This window comes from Flavobacterium geliluteum, from assembly GCF_017948595.1.
Classification (GTDB): Bacteria; Bacteroidota; Bacteroidia; order Flavobacteriales; family Flavobacteriaceae; genus Flavobacterium; species Flavobacterium flavipigmentatum.
Genome location: NZ_JAGFBV010000018.1, coordinates 15,219 through 31,322, shown reverse-complemented (window position 1 = coordinate 31,322; position 16,104 = coordinate 15,219). Strand labels below are relative to the sequence as shown.

Genomic DNA, 16,104 nt, shown 5'->3' with positions numbered 1-16,104 from the left:
AGATGAAAAATATATCATTGTTTTTAAGCATGCTATTTATTGTAAGCGCATGTAAAAACACAAAAGAGAATCAGGAAATAGAGCAAAAACCGGCTAACGAAAATAGTGTCACACTTACGGATGCACAGTTCAAAAATGCAGGAATATCAACTGAAGAACTAACAGAAAAAAACATCTCTACCACCATAAAACTGAATGGAAAAATAGACGTGCCGCCGCAGAATTTAGTATCTGTAAATGCTCCTATGGGAGGATATTTAATAAACAGTAAGCTCTTACCGGGTATGCATGTAAAAAAAGGAGAAGTTATTGCAACTTTGCAGGATCAGCAGTATGTACAGTTGCAGCAGGATTTTCTCCTAGCAAAATCTAAACTGCATTTTGCAGAGCTCGAATTTGCACGTCAAAAAGATCTTAACCAGACCAAAGCCAGTAGCGACAAGGTTACACAACTAGCCGAATCTGAGGTGAGTAATCTTCGTATAACGGTCAATGCTTTATCAGAAAAACTGAAACTGATTAATATCAATCCGAATAATTTATCGGCAAATAAAATCTCTAAAAGTATCGTGATTTTGAGCGCTGTAACAGGTTTTGTGAGTAAGGTTAATATCAATATTGGCAAATATATCACTCCTGGCGAAGTAATGTTCGAACTTATAGATCCAAGCGACATTCATTTAAATCTTACTGTTTTTGATAAGAACATTGCACAGCTCGCCATCGGACAAAGAGTAATAGCGTACAGTAATGCGGCACCTAACAAAAAGTATGAATGCACCATTATATTAATTAATAAAGACATTAATGCCACAGGAAATACAGAGGTTCATTGCCATTTTTCAAAATATGACAAATACCTTTTGCCGGGAATGTATATGAATGCCGAAATTGAGACCACAGCTGGTATTGCCAATGCATTACCAGAATTAAGTATTGTAAATTTTGAAAATAAAGAGTATGTCTTTGTAGAATCAGGTAAGCAGCGGTACGAAATAACAGAAGTTACCACAGGTGAAAAAGAAAATGGGTATTTAGAAATTTTAAACCCTGAAAAACTTAAAAACAAAAAAATAGTTACCAATGGAGCTTATACTCTTTTGATGAAAATGAAGAATAAAGAAGAATAAAATAATAACAATTTTAAAAAAAAAAAAATAGTATGAACGAAGCACATTATCACTTAGTATTGAATCACTTTCCTATTATTCTCCCAATTGTAGGTTTGATGGTGATCATCGGCGGATTTATTGTAAAGTCTGAAATTATAAAAAGAACAGCCTATTGCATCTTTATATTTGGCGCACTGGCGGCTTTTGCAGCTATGGCGACAGGAGAAGGAGCCGAAGAAGTTGTAGAACACATGGATGGAATTTCTAAAAGTATAATTCATGAACATGAAGAAAAAGCAGAATTGCTGGCTCTTTTATCGTATGTATTGGGCATAATCTCTGTACTCGCATTGTGGAGCAACTGGAAAAGAAAATCGTATTCAAATTATGTTGCTTACGCCGTGATTGTCTGCTCATTTATAGTTTTATTCTTTGCACAACAAACGGGTACAACTGGTGGCGAAATCAGACATTCTGAAATTAGATAAACGGTAGAATTATGGAAAATGAAAATCATTATATCAACAGAAGCGGCTGGCTCAGGGCAGCCGTTTTAGGAGCCAACGACGGAATTTTATCCACAACCAGTTTAGCCATTGGCGTTGCAGCTGCAAGTGTTACTAGAGAGCCTATTTTATTGGCATCAGTGGCAGGTTTGGTGGCTGGAGCACTTTCGATGGCGGCTGGCGAATATGTTTCGGTAAGTTCTCAGGCTGATGTAGAAAAAGCAGATTTGAAACGTGAAAAAATGGAACTCGAAACGGTTCCAGAATCCGAACTTGAAGAATTGGCTCAAATTTACGTTAAGCGAGGATTAAACAAAGAACTAGCCCAACAGGTCGCCAAAGAACTTACTTCTTTTGATGCCCTTGGAGCGCATGCAAGAGATGAATTAGGAATCAATGAAATCACCCAGGCTTATCCGTTAACTGCTGCTTTTGCTTCGGCGGTTTCATTTGTAATAGGAGGTTTATTGCCGCTTATGGTAGCCATTTTTGCTCCTATAAAAGAAATGGTTCTTTACCAATACGGATTTTCGATACTCTTTTTGGCCTTTTCGGGAATGTTAGCGGCCAAAGCTGGTGGTTCAAATGTTTTAAAAGCGATAATGCGCATTTGCATTTGGGGCACTTTTGCAATGGCGATGTCGGCTCTTGTTGGTTATCTGTTTGGTGTTCAAACTAGTTGAAAATAAATAAATAAATTAAGCTTATTTTAAAAATTAATCGAATCTTAAGCAAATAAAAAAAATAAACCTATTTACTATTCGTTATTTCGTAAATATCTAAAAACAATCTACAAAATGAAACTAATTGCATTGTTCCTCTTATTAATAGTGCTTCCTATTAATTGGGAACCCGACTTTAATAATGCCAAAAAAAAGGCAAAGGAAAAAAATGAATTAATCTTGCTGAACTTTTCCGGTTCAGACTGGTGTGGCCCCTGTATTGTATTGCGAAGGGATTATCTTGAAAGTTCTGTTTTTTCGGACATGGCAGATAAAAATTTAATTTTAGTGAATGCTGATTTTCCCAGAAAAAAGAAAAATATCGGTACTCCTGAGCAAGTAAAACGCAATGAGGATTTAGCCGAGAGATACAACAAAGAAGGAAGTTTTCCGCTCACGTTGCTTCTTGATGCCGATGGCAAAGTAATCAAAACCTGGCATGGAAAACCAGAAACCAGTCCAGAAGAGTGGACTGCCGAAATAAAAGCAATCTGTGATAGTAGAAAATAACATACAGAAAAAACAAAAATATTCGCAATCCCTGAAACTCATGGGAAACAACTTTACGATTACTGTTGTGGCTCAAAATGAGAAGATAGGCAATGAGAATATTCAGCTTGCTATTGAAGAAATCAGGCGAATTGAAAAACTCCTGACGACATACAAGGAGGATAGTCAAACCAATCTGATTAACCAAAATGCTGGTATTGCTCCTGTAAAAGTCGATGCTGAAGTTTTTAATCTTATCGAAAGATGTCTGGGAATATCGAGAATTACTCAAGGTGCTTTTGATATTTCTTATGGTAGTATAGACAAAAGTCTTTGGAATTTTGATCAATCCATGACCCAGCTTCCTGATGCAGAAACGGCTTTAAAAATGGTACATCTTATTGATTACCGAAACATTATCCTTGACAAAGAAAATACAACCGTATTTTTAAAAGAAAAAGGAATGCGTATTGGTTTTGGAGGAATAGGAAAGGGATATGCCGCCGAAATGGCGAAACAAACCTTACTTAAAAATCATGTTGAAAGCGGAATCATTAATGCCAGTGGTGACCTTTCGGCTTGGGGAGTACAGCCTAATGGCAAAAAATGGACGATTGGCGTAGCAGATCCAGATGCTCCAAATGCTGCATTTTCGTATATGGAAATATCCAATAAAGCAGTAGCTACTTCGGGGAATTATGAAAAGTTCGTGACCATTCAGGGCAAAAAATATTCGCATACGATAGACCCAAAAACAGGCTTGCCTATAACAGGCATTAAAAGTGTTACGATTATTGCTTCAAATGCAGAATTTGCAGATGCAATGGCAACTCCAATAGCTGTTATGGGCATCAAAGCTGGATTGTATTTAATAGATCAAATACCTGATTTATATTGTATTATCATTGATGACAATAATAAAATTTATACTTCTAAAAACATAAATTTAAAATGAAAAAGCCAAAGCAAAAAAAAATCGCATTCTTATGTAGCATTGTTTTTACAGGCATGTTGCTTACTTCTTGCACTTCGGTAAAAGAATACCAAAAAGGTAAAATTAACGATTCTGAAATGGTGCTTTCTAACAGAAAAATCGAAAAAACAGAACTCAGTTTTCAATCCTACCGTGAAGGCGCTTCCGGAGCAAATGCAGGTAAAAGCGGCGGTGGCTGTGGTTGCAACTAATTCTTATTCGATAAAAAAATGAAAAGAATATTTATTACAGGACTTGCTTTGTTGGGACTTTTTCAGGCAAGAGCACAAAATGTGCCTACAGATTCTACAAGTTATAAAAGCAAAAAATTAAAAATAGAAGAAGTAAATCTAGTTTCTAGTTATTACACACAAGACGGAAACAATGCTGCTGTTACCGGAGGGATAGGTTCTCAGCACCTTACTGATATCGCCAATACTATTGATGTAAAATTGGTAAAGTACGGAGAAACAGGTATAAAACATACTTTTGATATTGAAGCGGGTATCGATCATTATACCTCTGCTTCTTCAGATATGATCGATTTGAGTGCCAATTCATCAGCATCTTCAGGAGACAATCGTTTTTATCCTTCCTTAACTTATATCAGAGAAAACGAAGAAAAAGGGCAGACTTTAGCCGTTGGAGTTTCGTCTTCAACGGAGTTTGATTACCAATCTTTTGGAGGGAATATTAGTTTTTCGAAAAAAACAAAAGACAAAAACGGAGAATTTACAGCCAAATTACAAACCTTTATCGATCAGTTAAAACTTATCGAACCCATTGAGCTTCGAACTCCCGGAGGCGGAGGTTATGATAGTGCTAGCCGAAATACTTTTGCGGGAACCCTGAGTTATTCTCAAATCATCAACCAAAGGCTTCAGGTTATGCTGGTAGGCGATGTTATTAGTCAAAATGGCTATTTAAGTCTTCCTTTTCACAGGGTATATTTTGCAGACGGATCTGTTCATCAGGAAAAAATGCCCGATACAAGGCTAAAAATTCCTTTGGGACTTAGAGCGAGTTATTTTGTAGGTGACAATGTAATTATTAGGGCGTATTACCGATATTATACAGATGACTGGAATTTGCAAGCGCATACGGCCGATCTTGAAATTCCTGTAAAATTAACTCAGGCTTTTTCATTGAGTCCGTTTTATAGATATTATTCCCAAACAGGGGCCAAATATTTTAAGCCCTACGGAGCGCATACTGCTGCTGATGAATATTACACCAGCAACTATGATTTGTCTAAGTTTGACAGTAGCTTTTTTGGAATGGGAATGAAATTTACGCCGCCCAACGGAGTCTTTGGCCTTAAACACTGGAATACCTTAGAGATTCGTTACGGACATTACACCAGAACGACGAACATGACTTCGGACATTATTAGTATCAATATTAAATACAAGTAGTCAAGAGTAGTAACTGAACTACAGGCTGCAAAAAAAATGATAATTGTATACGATTTCATTAATACAACCGGTCAATTATATTTTGGTATAATTGATTCGGTTTTTTTATTGTTATGACCATTGTTTTGCTTCTAAGTTTTGAATACAATAACATTTCCTCTTTTTAGTAATTTATAGTCAAAATAGCAAGTATTCAGTGTGTGAAAACTACAAATAAGCTCCTGATTTCAGCGGTTAGATTACTTTTTATTTCTTTGTTTTATAACCTACATTTACTTAGAATATAATCATTTTTGTTAAGGATAATTCTTATATTCGTTAAAAAATAATACTCAAATTCAAACCTTAAACTGAAGTATAAAAGGTAAATTTGGGTTAAGAATAAATGACAAAGACAGTATAATGGAGATTGGTCATACAGGTTATCATCCAAGTGAAGGATTTACAGCGGTTAATCTATATTATCCAAAAACTAAAACTAGCGTTATTGTCATAGAAAATCAAGCAAATGAAAATTTTGAGAATGCCTATTATTTTCAAAAAGAAATTAGAAAAATTATTAGAGAAAGTAACCTTTTAGAATAAGTTATAGCTCTAAAATATATATTCTTTATCGCTCTTTTATATCATCGCCCATTTTAAAGCGCCATTTTTTTAATTAAAAGAATTTCTAAACTCTAAAGGAGAAACGCCACTTTTAGCTTTAAACAATTTGCTAAAGGAAGGAGAGTGCTCAAATCCCAACTGAAAAGCAATCTCTGAAATAGATAAATTGGTAGTTGATAATTTTTCTTTTGCTTTTTCTATCAATTTATTATGAATATGTTGTTGTGTGCTTTGCCCAGTCAATACTTTGAGCATCGAACTTAAATAATTGGGAGATACATGGAGCGTTTCGGCAATACTATTGACCGTTGGTAAACTTTTTATTGTTACATCATCATGTTCAAAATAAGTATCTAATAATGCTTCCAGACGAGTTAAAATTTGGTGATTACTAATTTTTCGGGTTAGAAACTGGCGATTGTAAAATCTATCAGCATACTTTAGTAATAACTCTAATTGTGCAATAATTAAATCTTGACTGAACGAGTCAATATTTGATTGGTACTCTTGTTTGATATTCTGTAACATATTGATAATACTGGTTTCTTCTTTTTCTGAAAGAAACAAAGCCTCGTTTATGGAGTAGTCAAAATAATCGTATTTTTTTATTTTTTGTGCCAAACTTGTTCCCCATAAAAAATCAGGATGAACAAGTAACATCCATCCTGTAGTTTGAAAAACCTTACTTTTCTCAGCTTCTATACTGAAAATTTGTCCTGGAGCAATAAAAAACAAAATACCTTCATCAAAATCGTATTTTTGTTGACCGTATTTAATTTTACCATTAATATTTCGTTTTAGAGCAATTGAATAAAAATCCATAGACCAACTAATCGGACTTTCTTCACCCGAATACTTCATTTCTTCAAAATTGATTAAACTGATTAAGGGATGTTCAGGCTGAGGTAACCCTCTGTATCGATGGTACTCACTAATGGTTTTAAATTTATGAATTGAATTGCTTTTCATTTCTCAAAAATAAACATTTATAGCGAATTATAAGCGTTTGCAAAATCCTTAGCAAAATCTTTCAATTGTATCTTACCGATTTCCTTTGGTTTATTTGCTTTATAATCTTCATACAAAAAACCCGTATGAATAGCAGAATACATTTCGGTTAAACCAGCAGCGATTTTTGGTTGTATACCCATTTCTATAAGGCCGTTTTGCATTTCTTCATCAGTAAATTGAACCCATTTCAAGTCTTCTTTGCCAATTGCAGCACCAAGAATACGCGCTAATTCAGTATAAGTTAATTCTTCACTAGCGACATAACGAACATTTCTTCCTGAAATTCCGTTTTCAATTTCATCAACAATCGCGGCCGCAATGTCTATTGGTGAAACCCATGAGTTTACCACATCTTTACCGATATTTGAACCTATAAAACCATTGTTTTTTGCCGAATGAATTTGTGGTAATAAATTATAGTAAAACTCTGTTGGGCGAATATGTGTTATAGCAACATCTGCAGATAAATTGTTTAAAATATTTTCTACATGATGTGCTCCAAGAAGTATACCGTTTCCGTTATTCAAATTGCCTCCAATTGTACTCAGATTAATGACTTTTTTAATTGCATTTTGTTTAATCGCTTTAGCATAGTTGTTGCCTAATTTTTGATAATAACCTAGTAAATCCAAACTATGATCAAAGTAATTTGCTGGAGGAACCATGCTATAAACAATATCAGCATCTTTAAACGTGTTTACAAGAAAATCCAAATCATTCAATGAGCCAATAGCAGCAACAGTTCCTAAATCTTTAATTGATTTTGTTTTTTCAGCATTGCTGCTTATTACAGTTACTTGATGTTCTTTTTGCACTAGCTCTTGTGTTAATGGCTTCCCGATGTTCCCTAAAGAACCTGTTACAATAATTTTCATCTTTTTTATATTTAATTAATGATGCAAATTTCAGTAACATTTGAAGTTTAAAAATAGCCAAATCAACTTTTTAAGTAGCCTTTTATTATTGTTAAGACTATTTTAGATTTGAGTGTTGTTAAAATTAAACAAAAAGTATTTTGCATGTAGTATTTTGAGGTGTTAGAAATGTGGAATACTTCCTTTTTAGACTCACTACTATTTATGCATAATTTTTATCACTCCACAGGTTTTCGTCTTGATCCGTGTTGATCCAAAAATATTGAGAGAATTTTGAATTATAAAAAAGCCTGAGAATCTAAATTCTCAGGCTTTTTGTTTGTTGTAGTGACCACGGTGGGATTTGAACCCACACGCCCTTACGAGCACCACCCCCTCAAGATGGCAAGTCTACCGTTTCTCCACGTGGCCTTGAATAAAAAAAGGTCAAGTAAATAAATACTCGACCTTTTGTGACCCGACTGGGGCTCGAACCCAGGACCCCATCATTAAAAGTGATGTGCTCTACCAACTGAGCTATCGAGTCATTGCATTAAGAATCTTATATTGTGAGTCACAATTTGTGACCCGACTGGGGCTCGAACCCAGGACCCCATCATTAAAAGTGATGTGCTCTACCAACTGAGCTATCGAGTCATATTCGATCCTTGAATGCGGGTGCAAATATAAGGAGTTTATTTTATTATTTGCAAGCATTTTTATTATAAATTTGTGTTTTTTTAACCAAAGTTTACAATGCTCTAGTTTATAGGGTTTTATTAGAATGAAAAAAATTATATTATTAGGGTATATGGGGTCTGGTAAGTCTACTATTGCCCAAAAATTATCAAAAATAACCAATATTCCTTTTTTGGATTTAGATATTTGTATCGAAGAAAGAGCAAGAAAATCGATAAATTTAATTTTTGAAGAACACGGAGAAATTTATTTTAGAAAATTAGAACACCAAATTTTTTTAGAATTGCTTCAGTCTTCAGAAAAGAGTATCATCGGTTTGGGAGGAGGAACGCCTTGTTATGCCAACAATCACGAATTATTAAAAAGAGAAGATGTCATCTCAATTTATTTAAAAGCCTCAATTGAGACCTTGTATAATCGATTGGTGCATAATAAAAGCAAACGACCTCTTATCGCTTCGATGAATGAGGATGAAATGAGAGAATTTATCGCCAAACATTTATTCGATAGAAGTTTTTATTACAATCAGGCTCAGAACAAAGTTTCTGTCGATGGTAAAACAGCTGATGAAACTGTTCAGGATATCTTGGCTCTTTTAGCTTAAAAAAGCATAACTAGAACCGTTTTTGTCAAAAACAACTTGTACATGTTCTAACAAAGAGGTAGAAAGTGAGATTCCTTTAAAATCGGCTTTTACAGGGTATTTTTTGTGGTTTCTATCAACAAGTACTGCTGTTTTGAATTTCTTTAAAGGAACATCTAAAAAGTGTCGAACGGCATAAATTAATGTCGTGCCCGAGTTTAGTACATCATCTACCAAAACTAATCCTTTATTGGTGTATTCGGTAGCTGCTAATGAAGTTTTTATAGGTGATTTTGGATTTTGCTTATCGATAATAACTTCGCACAAAGAAACTTTTAAAGTCGAAATTTTGCTCAATGCTGCAGCTAGTTTTTCTGCAAAAACATATCCATTTGATGCAATTCCGGCAATAATTACCTCTTCTTCGTCGACAAAAGTCTCGTAGATTTGGTAAGCGATACGTTTTATTTTATGCTCGATTTCCTGATTTGTTAAGATGATGTTTTGGCTCATGATTTATTTTTTGTGCTAAAATACAAATTGAATTTTAGATGGAAGATTTTAGATGGAAGATTTCAGGTTTTTAGAATTTGGAATTTAAAAATATTAGAATCTATTCTGTTTCCTCTTCGTCAAATATTTCATTTCCAAATTCGTCAATGTCTCGGCGGTCTTTTTTCGTTGGTCTTCCGGTTCCGTTTTTACGATAGTGCTCTTTTGATAATTTTAGTAGTTCGAGATGTGCGTATGCTTCTGCAGGCGTCTCGTTTTTTCTATATATATCAACCAGTTTAGCGCCCACACGATTTTCGGGTATGTCCAGAACGGTAATGATCTGGGTGATCTGGTCTTTTCTAAATGTTATTTTATCAGTAGGAAAAACTTCTTTTGATGGTTTTGCTACTTGTCCGTTTACGGTAACGTGATTCTTTTTGCAGGCCTCTGTAACCATATTTCGAGTCTTGTAATATCGAACGCACCATAAGTATTTGTCTATTCTCATATTTTTTCTAAAATCGGAGTTAAAATCTTTACAAAAATAAATCAATATTGTATCTTGCGCACCTAAATAATTAAGAATAATGAATAAAATTAAATATTTTTTTATTTTACTAATCGCAGGAGCAAGTTTGGTGTCGTGCAGTAAAAGTGATAATAATGCTGAAATTGAACCATTACGAGATTTTGCAGTACAGTATGCAACAGATAAAGCTACTATTGAAAGCTATTTGAATACTCATTTTATTACAGTTACTGAAAATTCTGGAGATGTGTCAGATATGGATATTAAAATTGATTCTATCAAAGATGCCACAACTCAGGTGCCTATTATGTCTTACAAGGCCAATGTAGGAACTGCAACTTTTCCTCAGTTAAAATCTAAAATAGTTAATTTATACGGAGTAGATTTTGAATTGTATTATTTGGTTTTAAGAGAAGGTATTGGCGAATCTCCTATGAATACAGATGGTGTTCTAACATCTTATAGTGGTCGTTATTTAACTAATGTTGCTGCAAAAGGAATTTATTCAGCTTATATAAAATCAACCTCATTTGAAGAGGTGAAGTACCCGCAATCTTTTTTTGACTTAACAGGTGTTGTAACGGGTTGGAGTGAGGTTTTTCCAGAATTTAAATCGGGTTCAGTTGATTCCAATTCAAATACTGACGGAACTGTAGTGTACAAAGATTTTGGCGCAGGAGTGATGTTTCTTCCGTCTGCTTTAGGATATTATACAGGTAATGGTACAATACCTTCATATTCTCCCTTAGTTTTTAGTTTTAAATTGTATAAGATTACCAGATTGGATCATGATGCTGATGGTATTCCTGATTATTTAGAAGATCTTAATCACGATGGTTATGTTTATGATTACCGTAGCACCACTTTATATCCAACTACACCCGCTACAAATCCTGATGATACAGATGGTGACGGAATTCCTGATTTTATAGATGTTGATGATGATGGGGATAGTTTTACAACTAAACTTGAGATAACCAAGCCAACCACAGAAGTTGGAGTAGTAAATGGCGTTAATTTTGGGCCGAGTAAATATTATCCTTACAATGCTTTTACTGTAGAAGATGATCCAGCTACTCCTAATATAAATGAAAGTTTAAATAGTGAACCAAAAGGTATTCCGGCATTTGCGGCAACAGGCGAGCCAGATTACACTTCTTCCGGAAGATTGAGAATACATCTTGATAAAGCACATCATACAGCGAAGCCGTAATAAGTTTTGTTTTAACCATTAAAAAAAACCTCGAAAATGATTTTTCGAGGTTTTTTTGTATAAAGTAAGAAAGTAAAAAATTATTTTCTTTTGATCACTCTTTCTACAGCTTCAACAATCGCTTGATTGTTTAGTTTGTATTTTTCCATTAATTGTTCTGGAGTTCCAGATTCGCCAAAACTGTCGTTTACTGCAACAAACTCTTGTGGAGCCGGATGGTGTAAAGCCAATACTCTTGAAACACTTTCTCCTAGTCCTCCTAAAATATTGTGTTCTTCGGCAGTAACCACACATTTAGTTTTAGCCAATGATTTCAAGATAGCTTCTTCGTCAAGTGGTTTTATAGTGTGAATATTGATTACTTCGGCAGAGATTCCTTTTGCTTCCAAAGCTTCGGCAGCAATAAGTGCCTCCCAAACCAAGTGTCCTGTTGCTACAATGGTAACATCGGCTCCTTCGTTTAATAAAATTGCTTTTCCAATTACAAACGGCTCGTCAGCAGGCATAAAGTTAGGTACAACTGGACGTCCAAAACGCAAATAAGCTGGGCCATGATGATCTGCCAATGCTAAAGTCGCTGCTTTCGTTTGATTGTAATCGCAAGTGTTGATTACGGTCATTCCAGGTAACATTTTCATTAAACCAATATCTTCCAGAATCTGGTGTGTGGCTCCATCTTCACCTAGTGTTAAACCCGCGTGAGAAGCACAGATTTTTACATTTTTATCAGAATAAGCAACCGATTGACGAATTTGATCGTAAACTCTCCCTGTAGAAAAGTTAGCGAAAGTTCCTGTAAAAGGAATTTTTCCACCAATTGTTAAACCTGCGGCAATACCAATCATGTTCGCTTCTGCAATACCAATTTGGAAAAAACGCTCCGGGTGGTTTTTCTTAAAATCATCAAATTTTAATGAACCAATTAAGTCAGCACATAATGCTACTACTTTTTCATTTTTCTGACCTAATTCGGTCATTCCTGCTCCAAAACCAGAACGGGTATCTTTACTTCCTGTATTTGTATATTTTTTCATTTTTTTATTTGCTGTATACAATAAGCTGCGGCAATAGGCATAAAGCTTCCTGCTTAAAGCTTAAAGCTTTTTTAATAATCTGCTAAAGTCGATGTGTTTTGAGCCAAAGCATTTGCTAATTGGTCATTGTTTGGCGCTTTACCGTGCCAAGCATGCGTGTGCATCATAAAATCTACACCATTACCCATTTCGGTGTGTAATAAAATACAAACTGGTTTTCCTTTTCCGGTTCTTGATTTTGCATCTGTTAGCCCGGCAATGATAGCATCAATATTATTTCCTTCGGCAATTTCTAAAACATCCCAATCAAAAGCTTCAAATTTAGCGCGAAGACTTCCCATGGCAAGAACTTCATCAGTTGTTCCGTCAATTTGTTTTCCGTTAACGTCAATAGTAGCAATTAAGTTGTCTACTTTTTTAGCAGAAGCATACATGATTGCTTCCCAATTTTGACCTTCCTGTAATTCTCCGTCACCGTGTAAAGTGTAAATTAAGTGCTGATCACCATTTAATTTTTTTGCTTGTGCCGCTCCAAGTGCTACAGATAAACCTTGTCCCAAAGAACCAGATGCCATACGTATTCCAGGCAATCCTTCGTGAGTGGTTGGGTGTCCTTGCAGACGAGAGTTTAATAATCTAAAAGTCGCAAGTTCTGAAACTGGAAAATATCCACTACGAGCTAAAACACTATAAAATACTGGTGAAATGTGTCCGTTTGAAAGGAAGAAGATATCTTCTCCAATTCCGTCCATATCAAAACCTTCTTTGCGGTCCATGATGTTTTGGTAAAGTGTTACCAAAAATTCTGTACAACCTAGTGAACCGCCTGGGTGTCCTGAGTTGACAGCATGTACCATTCGAAGAATATCTCTTCTTACTTGGATAGTTAAATCGCTTAATTGTTGTGTGTTAGGCTTCATTTTATATGTAAAAGTTAAACTGATGCAAAAGTAATTTTTATTTTGCGGTAAGACAAATCATTTTTTGCTTTAGTTGATCAAAATTGTTGCATTTTAAATATTTTTTTACAAATAGTAGAAAAAAAATAGTGCTCTTTTGATTTTTATGAACTGTAAAATACATTATGTTGCAGATTTGACGTAAAAAATGTGTTTTTTTTAAAAAAATAGAAAAATAAAAAAAGCCCTGATTTTTCAAGGCTTTAAAGGTGTTTTTATGAGAACAGTTAATCGTAACTTTTTCTGTAAGAGTTGTTTTCTTCCTCTTCTGAGTCAATTTCTTCCTCATCTTCAGTTTCATTATTAGGAACATCTAAATCATCTTCGGGTTTTTCTTTTTCGTCAATGTTAAAAGTATTTTCGTTCCATTCTCCCTCTTTTTTATCTATCGTTTCTTCGTTCGTAATTTTTTCGGGATCAGTGTTTTCTAGTTTTTCTTCTTGATTGTAAATGTCCTCTGAAGCGGGATAGTTTAATTGCTCAAGATTTTTTTCGATTTCATTTTCGCTTCCTGATTTTTTTTCTTCTGAATTTTTCATTATTACTGTTTTTACTGTATTCTATAAAGTTATGCAATCAAAGTTGTTGCATTGTTATATTTTTGAATCAGTATCTTGCAGTATTCACAGCTTTAACATCACTAATTTTTAACACATAAATAGTAAAAAATGTAATTTAAAATTACTGTTTTGTAAGTTTATTTTAAAGCTTTTCTAATTGCTTTTTCTAATAATGGTTCCATTGTTTTATATCCTACTAAAGTTGGATGTACACCGTCTTGGGTGTATTTTTCATCCAGACCGTTTCTTTGGTCAACCATTGCAGAAAAATAATCTACATACACAATTTGATTTTCTTCGCAATAATTTTTTATCATACTATTTAGTTTTATTACTTTTTCTGCTGGTTCTAAGCCTTTTCTCCATGCAAAATCGTAAGCTGGTAAAACAGAAGAAAGTATTACTCTAATCTTATTTTGTTTGGCTAGCTCAACCATCGAAATGATATTTCCAAAAATGTCTTCGAGTGCTATCGGTCCATTATTTTGGGCAATATCATTAATTCCAGCAAGAATTACAACCAATTTGGGTTTAAGAGCAATAACGTCGGGGCGAAAGCGCACTAACATTTGCGATGAGGTTTGTCCGCTAATACCTCTGTTGATGTAGTTTTTGTTAGAAAAAAAAATCGGGATCACTGATTTTCCAGCCTTCGGTGATAGAATTTCCAATGAACACTATTCGGTTTTCGGTAGTTTTATCAAGTTTTAAAGTTTGATTTTCTTTAGAATATTTTGAAATATTGGCCCAGTCTGTTTTCATTTCTTGGCTGAAGGTTTTGGTTACGATAAGAAGTAATGCGATGATTATTTTTTTGTTCATTTGGGTTTTGTTGCTAAAAATAGGATGTAAAATATTGATTTTTCTATTTCTTTCCAAGTAAAGAATTGAATGTTGTTTTTTAGTCAAATTTAGAAATTTCTTATGAAACTTTTAGGTCTTTTTTTGCGTTAGGGATAATAACGGCATCCTTTTGTGATAGCCTAAACGTCTTTCTGAACAACTAATAGTCTAGAACAAAAGATATAGTGGATAGCCCGACCCTTGGGTAACGCCCGAAGGAGATTTTAGATTGAAGAATTTAGATTGAAGATTTTGGAGTTTGTTTTGGTGTGTTTGGAGGCGTACCCGTTTTATGAATTGACAAATTTTCTAATTAATAAAATTTCCCTCAAATTAACCTATCTTTGCCGACTGAAAAAAGAAACAGATGAAGTTTGATTTATTACAAAAAGATCCGCAATCAAAAGCCAGAGCGGGGAGTATTACGACAGATCACGGCGTGATCGAAACGCCTATTTTTATGCCTGTTGGAACAGTTGCTTCGGTAAAAGGAGTGCACCAACGTGAACTAAAAGAAGATATTAATCCGGATATTATTCTTGGAAATACGTATCATTTGTATTTGCGTCCACAGACAGAAATTCTTGAAAAAGCAGGCGGATTGCATAAATTTATGAACTGGGATCGTAATATTTTGACAGATTCTGGAGGTTATCAGGTATATTCTCTTTCTAATAACAGAAAAATTAAGGAAGAAGGAGTAAAGTTTAAGTCGCATATTGATGGTTCGTATCATTTTTTTACGCCAGAGAATGTAATGGAAATTCAGCGTACTATTGGGGCTGATATTATCATGGCTTTTGATGAATGCACGCCTTATCCTTGTGATTACAGATACGCGCAGCGCTCGATGCACATGACACACCGCTGGTTGGATCGTTGCATCAGCCATTTGGATAAAGTGCCGTATAAATATGGGTATGAGCAAACATTTTTTCCTATTGTTCAGGGAAGTACGTATAAAGATTTACGCCAACAATCTGCCGAATATATTGCAAATTCTGGTCAGCAAGGGAATGCGATTGGCGGATTATCGGTAGGAGAACCTGCCGAAGAAATGTATGCTATGACCGAAGTGGTGTGCGAAATTTTGCCGGAAGACAAACCGCGTTATTTGATGGGAGTTGGAACTCCGATAAATATCTTAGAAAATATTGCGTTAGGAATTGACATGTTTGATTGTGTTATGCCAACGCGTAATGCCAGAAATGGTATGTTATTTACATCAAACGGAACGATCAATATCAAAAATAAAAAATGGGAGGCTGATTTTTCTCCAATTGACGAAATGGGACATACTTTTGTTGATACAGAGTATACAAAAGCATATTTGCGTCATTTATTTGCTGCTAATGAGTATTTAGGAAAGCAAATTGCAACCATTCATAATTTAGGTTTTTATATGTGGTTGGTTCGTGAGGCTAGAAAACATATCTTAGCAGGCGATTTTAGACCATGGAAAGAAATGATGGTTAAAAATATGAGTCAAAGACTATAAAAG

The 16,104-nt window shown here is 34.6% G+C and carries 20 protein-coding genes and 3 tRNA genes; 11 read left to right on the top strand and 12 right to left on the bottom strand.

Translation table 11 applies throughout. The features are described from left to right. Window positions 1–2: 2 nt before the first annotated feature. The 8 genes from J3495_RS12025 to J3495_RS11990 all read left to right on the top strand — a co-directional run bounded on the left by J3495_RS12025 (window position 3) and on the right by J3495_RS11990 (window position 5,802). Window positions 3–1,130 (top strand): efflux RND transporter periplasmic adaptor subunit, encoded by a 1,128-nt coding sequence (locus J3495_RS12025; protein WP_210666797.1) that lies wholly within the window; start codon window positions 3–5, stop codon window positions 1,128–1,130. 32 nt (window positions 1,131–1,162) lie between these two features. Then, entirely contained in the window at window positions 1,163–1,600 is a 438-nt protein-coding gene (locus J3495_RS12020; protein ID WP_210666796.1) for a DUF2231 domain-containing protein, read from the top strand. Window positions 1,601–1,611: 11 nt separating this feature from the next. Beyond that, on the top strand, window positions 1,612–2,301 hold the full coding sequence (locus tag J3495_RS12015; protein WP_210666795.1) for a VIT1/CCC1 transporter family protein: 690 nt from the start codon (window positions 1,612–1,614) through the stop codon (window positions 2,299–2,301). 114 nt (window positions 2,302–2,415) lie between these two features. Continuing rightward, window positions 2,416–2,850, top strand: a complete 435-nt coding sequence (locus J3495_RS12010) for a thioredoxin family protein (protein ID WP_210666794.1) — start codon at window positions 2,416–2,418, stop codon at window positions 2,848–2,850. 40 nt (window positions 2,851–2,890) lie between these two features. Then, on the top strand, window positions 2,891–3,784 hold the full coding sequence (locus J3495_RS12005; protein WP_210666793.1) for an FAD:protein FMN transferase: 894 nt from the start codon (window positions 2,891–2,893) through the stop codon (window positions 3,782–3,784). A gap of 53 nt (window positions 3,785–3,837) precedes the next feature. Then, window positions 3,838–4,014 (top strand): DUF4266 domain-containing protein, encoded by a 177-nt coding sequence (locus J3495_RS12000; protein ID WP_229976335.1) that lies wholly within the window; start codon window positions 3,838–3,840, stop codon window positions 4,012–4,014. Window positions 4,015–4,032: 18 nt separating this feature from the next. Continuing rightward, window positions 4,033–5,217, top strand: a complete 1,185-nt coding sequence (locus J3495_RS11995) for a DUF3570 domain-containing protein (protein ID WP_210666791.1) — start codon at window positions 4,033–4,035, stop codon at window positions 5,215–5,217. A 402-nt stretch (window positions 5,218–5,619) separates the two neighbouring features. After that, entirely contained in the window at window positions 5,620–5,802 is a 183-nt protein-coding gene (locus tag J3495_RS11990; RefSeq protein WP_210666790.1) for a hypothetical protein, read from the top strand. Between the two features lie 69 nt (window positions 5,803–5,871). On the opposite strand, the gene J3495_RS11985 is transcribed toward J3495_RS11990, so the two are convergent. From J3495_RS11985 to J3495_RS11965, 5 genes are all read right to left on the bottom strand, one after another. Further along, window positions 5,872–6,792: a helix-turn-helix domain-containing protein gene (locus tag J3495_RS11985; protein ID WP_210666789.1), complete on the bottom strand. Its 921-nt coding sequence runs from the start codon at window positions 6,790–6,792 to the stop codon at window positions 5,872–5,874. 17 nt (window positions 6,793–6,809) lie between these two features. Then, the gene (locus J3495_RS11980; protein WP_210666788.1) at window positions 6,810–7,709 is read right to left on the bottom strand and encodes an NAD(P)H-binding protein; all 900 of its coding nucleotides are present in this window, start codon (window positions 7,707–7,709) and stop codon (window positions 6,810–6,812) included. Between the two features lie 328 nt (window positions 7,710–8,037). Further along, a tRNA-Leu gene (locus tag J3495_RS11975) sits at window positions 8,038–8,120 on the bottom strand. Window positions 8,121–8,162: 42 nt separating this feature from the next. Beyond that, window positions 8,163–8,235: transfer RNA gene (locus tag J3495_RS11970), tRNA-Lys, on the bottom strand. 37 nt (window positions 8,236–8,272) lie between these two features. Next, window positions 8,273–8,345, bottom strand: a tRNA-Lys gene (locus J3495_RS11965). Window positions 8,346–8,472: 127 nt separating this feature from the next. Between J3495_RS11965 and J3495_RS11960 the strand changes: the two genes are divergently transcribed. Beyond that, window positions 8,473–8,991 (top strand): shikimate kinase, encoded by a 519-nt coding sequence (locus tag J3495_RS11960; RefSeq protein ID WP_210666787.1) that lies wholly within the window; start codon window positions 8,473–8,475, stop codon window positions 8,989–8,991. On the opposite strand, the gene J3495_RS11955 is transcribed toward J3495_RS11960, so the two are convergent. Together J3495_RS11955 and J3495_RS11950 are read right to left on the bottom strand one after the other, a co-directional pair. After that, a complete protein-coding gene (locus J3495_RS11955; RefSeq protein ID WP_210666786.1) occupies window positions 8,983–9,483 on the bottom strand; it encodes a phosphoribosyltransferase domain-containing protein in 501 nt (166 codons plus the stop codon). The two genes, J3495_RS11960 and J3495_RS11955, sit on opposite strands and share 9 nt — an antisense overlap. Window positions 9,484–9,583: 100 nt before the next feature. Next, window positions 9,584–9,973, bottom strand: coding sequence for an RNA-binding S4 domain-containing protein (locus J3495_RS11950; protein ID WP_210666785.1), 390 nt, complete (start codon window positions 9,971–9,973; stop codon window positions 9,584–9,586). A gap of 79 nt (window positions 9,974–10,052) precedes the next feature. Between J3495_RS11950 and J3495_RS11945 the strand changes: the two genes are divergently transcribed. Then, window positions 10,053–11,207 (top strand): FKBP-type peptidyl-prolyl cis-trans isomerase, encoded by a 1,155-nt coding sequence (locus J3495_RS11945; RefSeq protein ID WP_210666784.1) that lies wholly within the window; start codon window positions 10,053–10,055, stop codon window positions 11,205–11,207. An 80-nt stretch (window positions 11,208–11,287) separates the two neighbouring features. Here J3495_RS11945 and J3495_RS11940 read toward each other — a convergent pair whose 3' ends face one another. The 5 genes from J3495_RS11940 to J3495_RS19205 all read right to left on the bottom strand — a co-directional run bounded on the left by J3495_RS11940 (window position 11,288) and on the right by J3495_RS19205 (window position 14,582). Next, entirely contained in the window at window positions 11,288–12,241 is a 954-nt protein-coding gene (locus tag J3495_RS11940) for a transketolase family protein (protein ID WP_210666783.1), read from the bottom strand. A gap of 71 nt (window positions 12,242–12,312) precedes the next feature. Further along, window positions 12,313–13,161, bottom strand: a complete 849-nt coding sequence (locus tag J3495_RS11935) for a transketolase (protein ID WP_210666782.1) — start codon at window positions 13,159–13,161, stop codon at window positions 12,313–12,315. A 266-nt stretch (window positions 13,162–13,427) separates the two neighbouring features. Next, a complete protein-coding gene (locus J3495_RS11930) occupies window positions 13,428–13,739 on the bottom strand; it encodes a hypothetical protein (protein ID WP_210666781.1) in 312 nt (103 codons plus the stop codon). A gap of 158 nt (window positions 13,740–13,897) precedes the next feature. Continuing rightward, a complete protein-coding gene (locus J3495_RS11925) occupies window positions 13,898–14,431 on the bottom strand; it encodes a GDSL-type esterase/lipase family protein (protein WP_236025457.1) in 534 nt (177 codons plus the stop codon). After that, the gene (locus tag J3495_RS19205; protein ID WP_236025456.1) at window positions 14,376–14,582 is read right to left on the bottom strand and encodes a hypothetical protein; all 207 of its coding nucleotides are present in this window, start codon (window positions 14,580–14,582) and stop codon (window positions 14,376–14,378) included. Before J3495_RS19205 ends, J3495_RS11925 begins: the two co-directional genes overlap by 56 nt. A 388-nt stretch (window positions 14,583–14,970) precedes the next feature. Here J3495_RS19205 and tgt point away from each other — a divergent pair, with 388 nt between their 5' ends. Next, window positions 14,971–16,101: a tRNA guanosine(34) transglycosylase Tgt gene (tgt, locus tag J3495_RS11920; protein WP_210666780.1), complete on the top strand. Its 1,131-nt coding sequence runs from the start codon at window positions 14,971–14,973 to the stop codon at window positions 16,099–16,101. The last annotated feature ends 3 nt before the right edge of the window (window positions 16,102–16,104 follow it).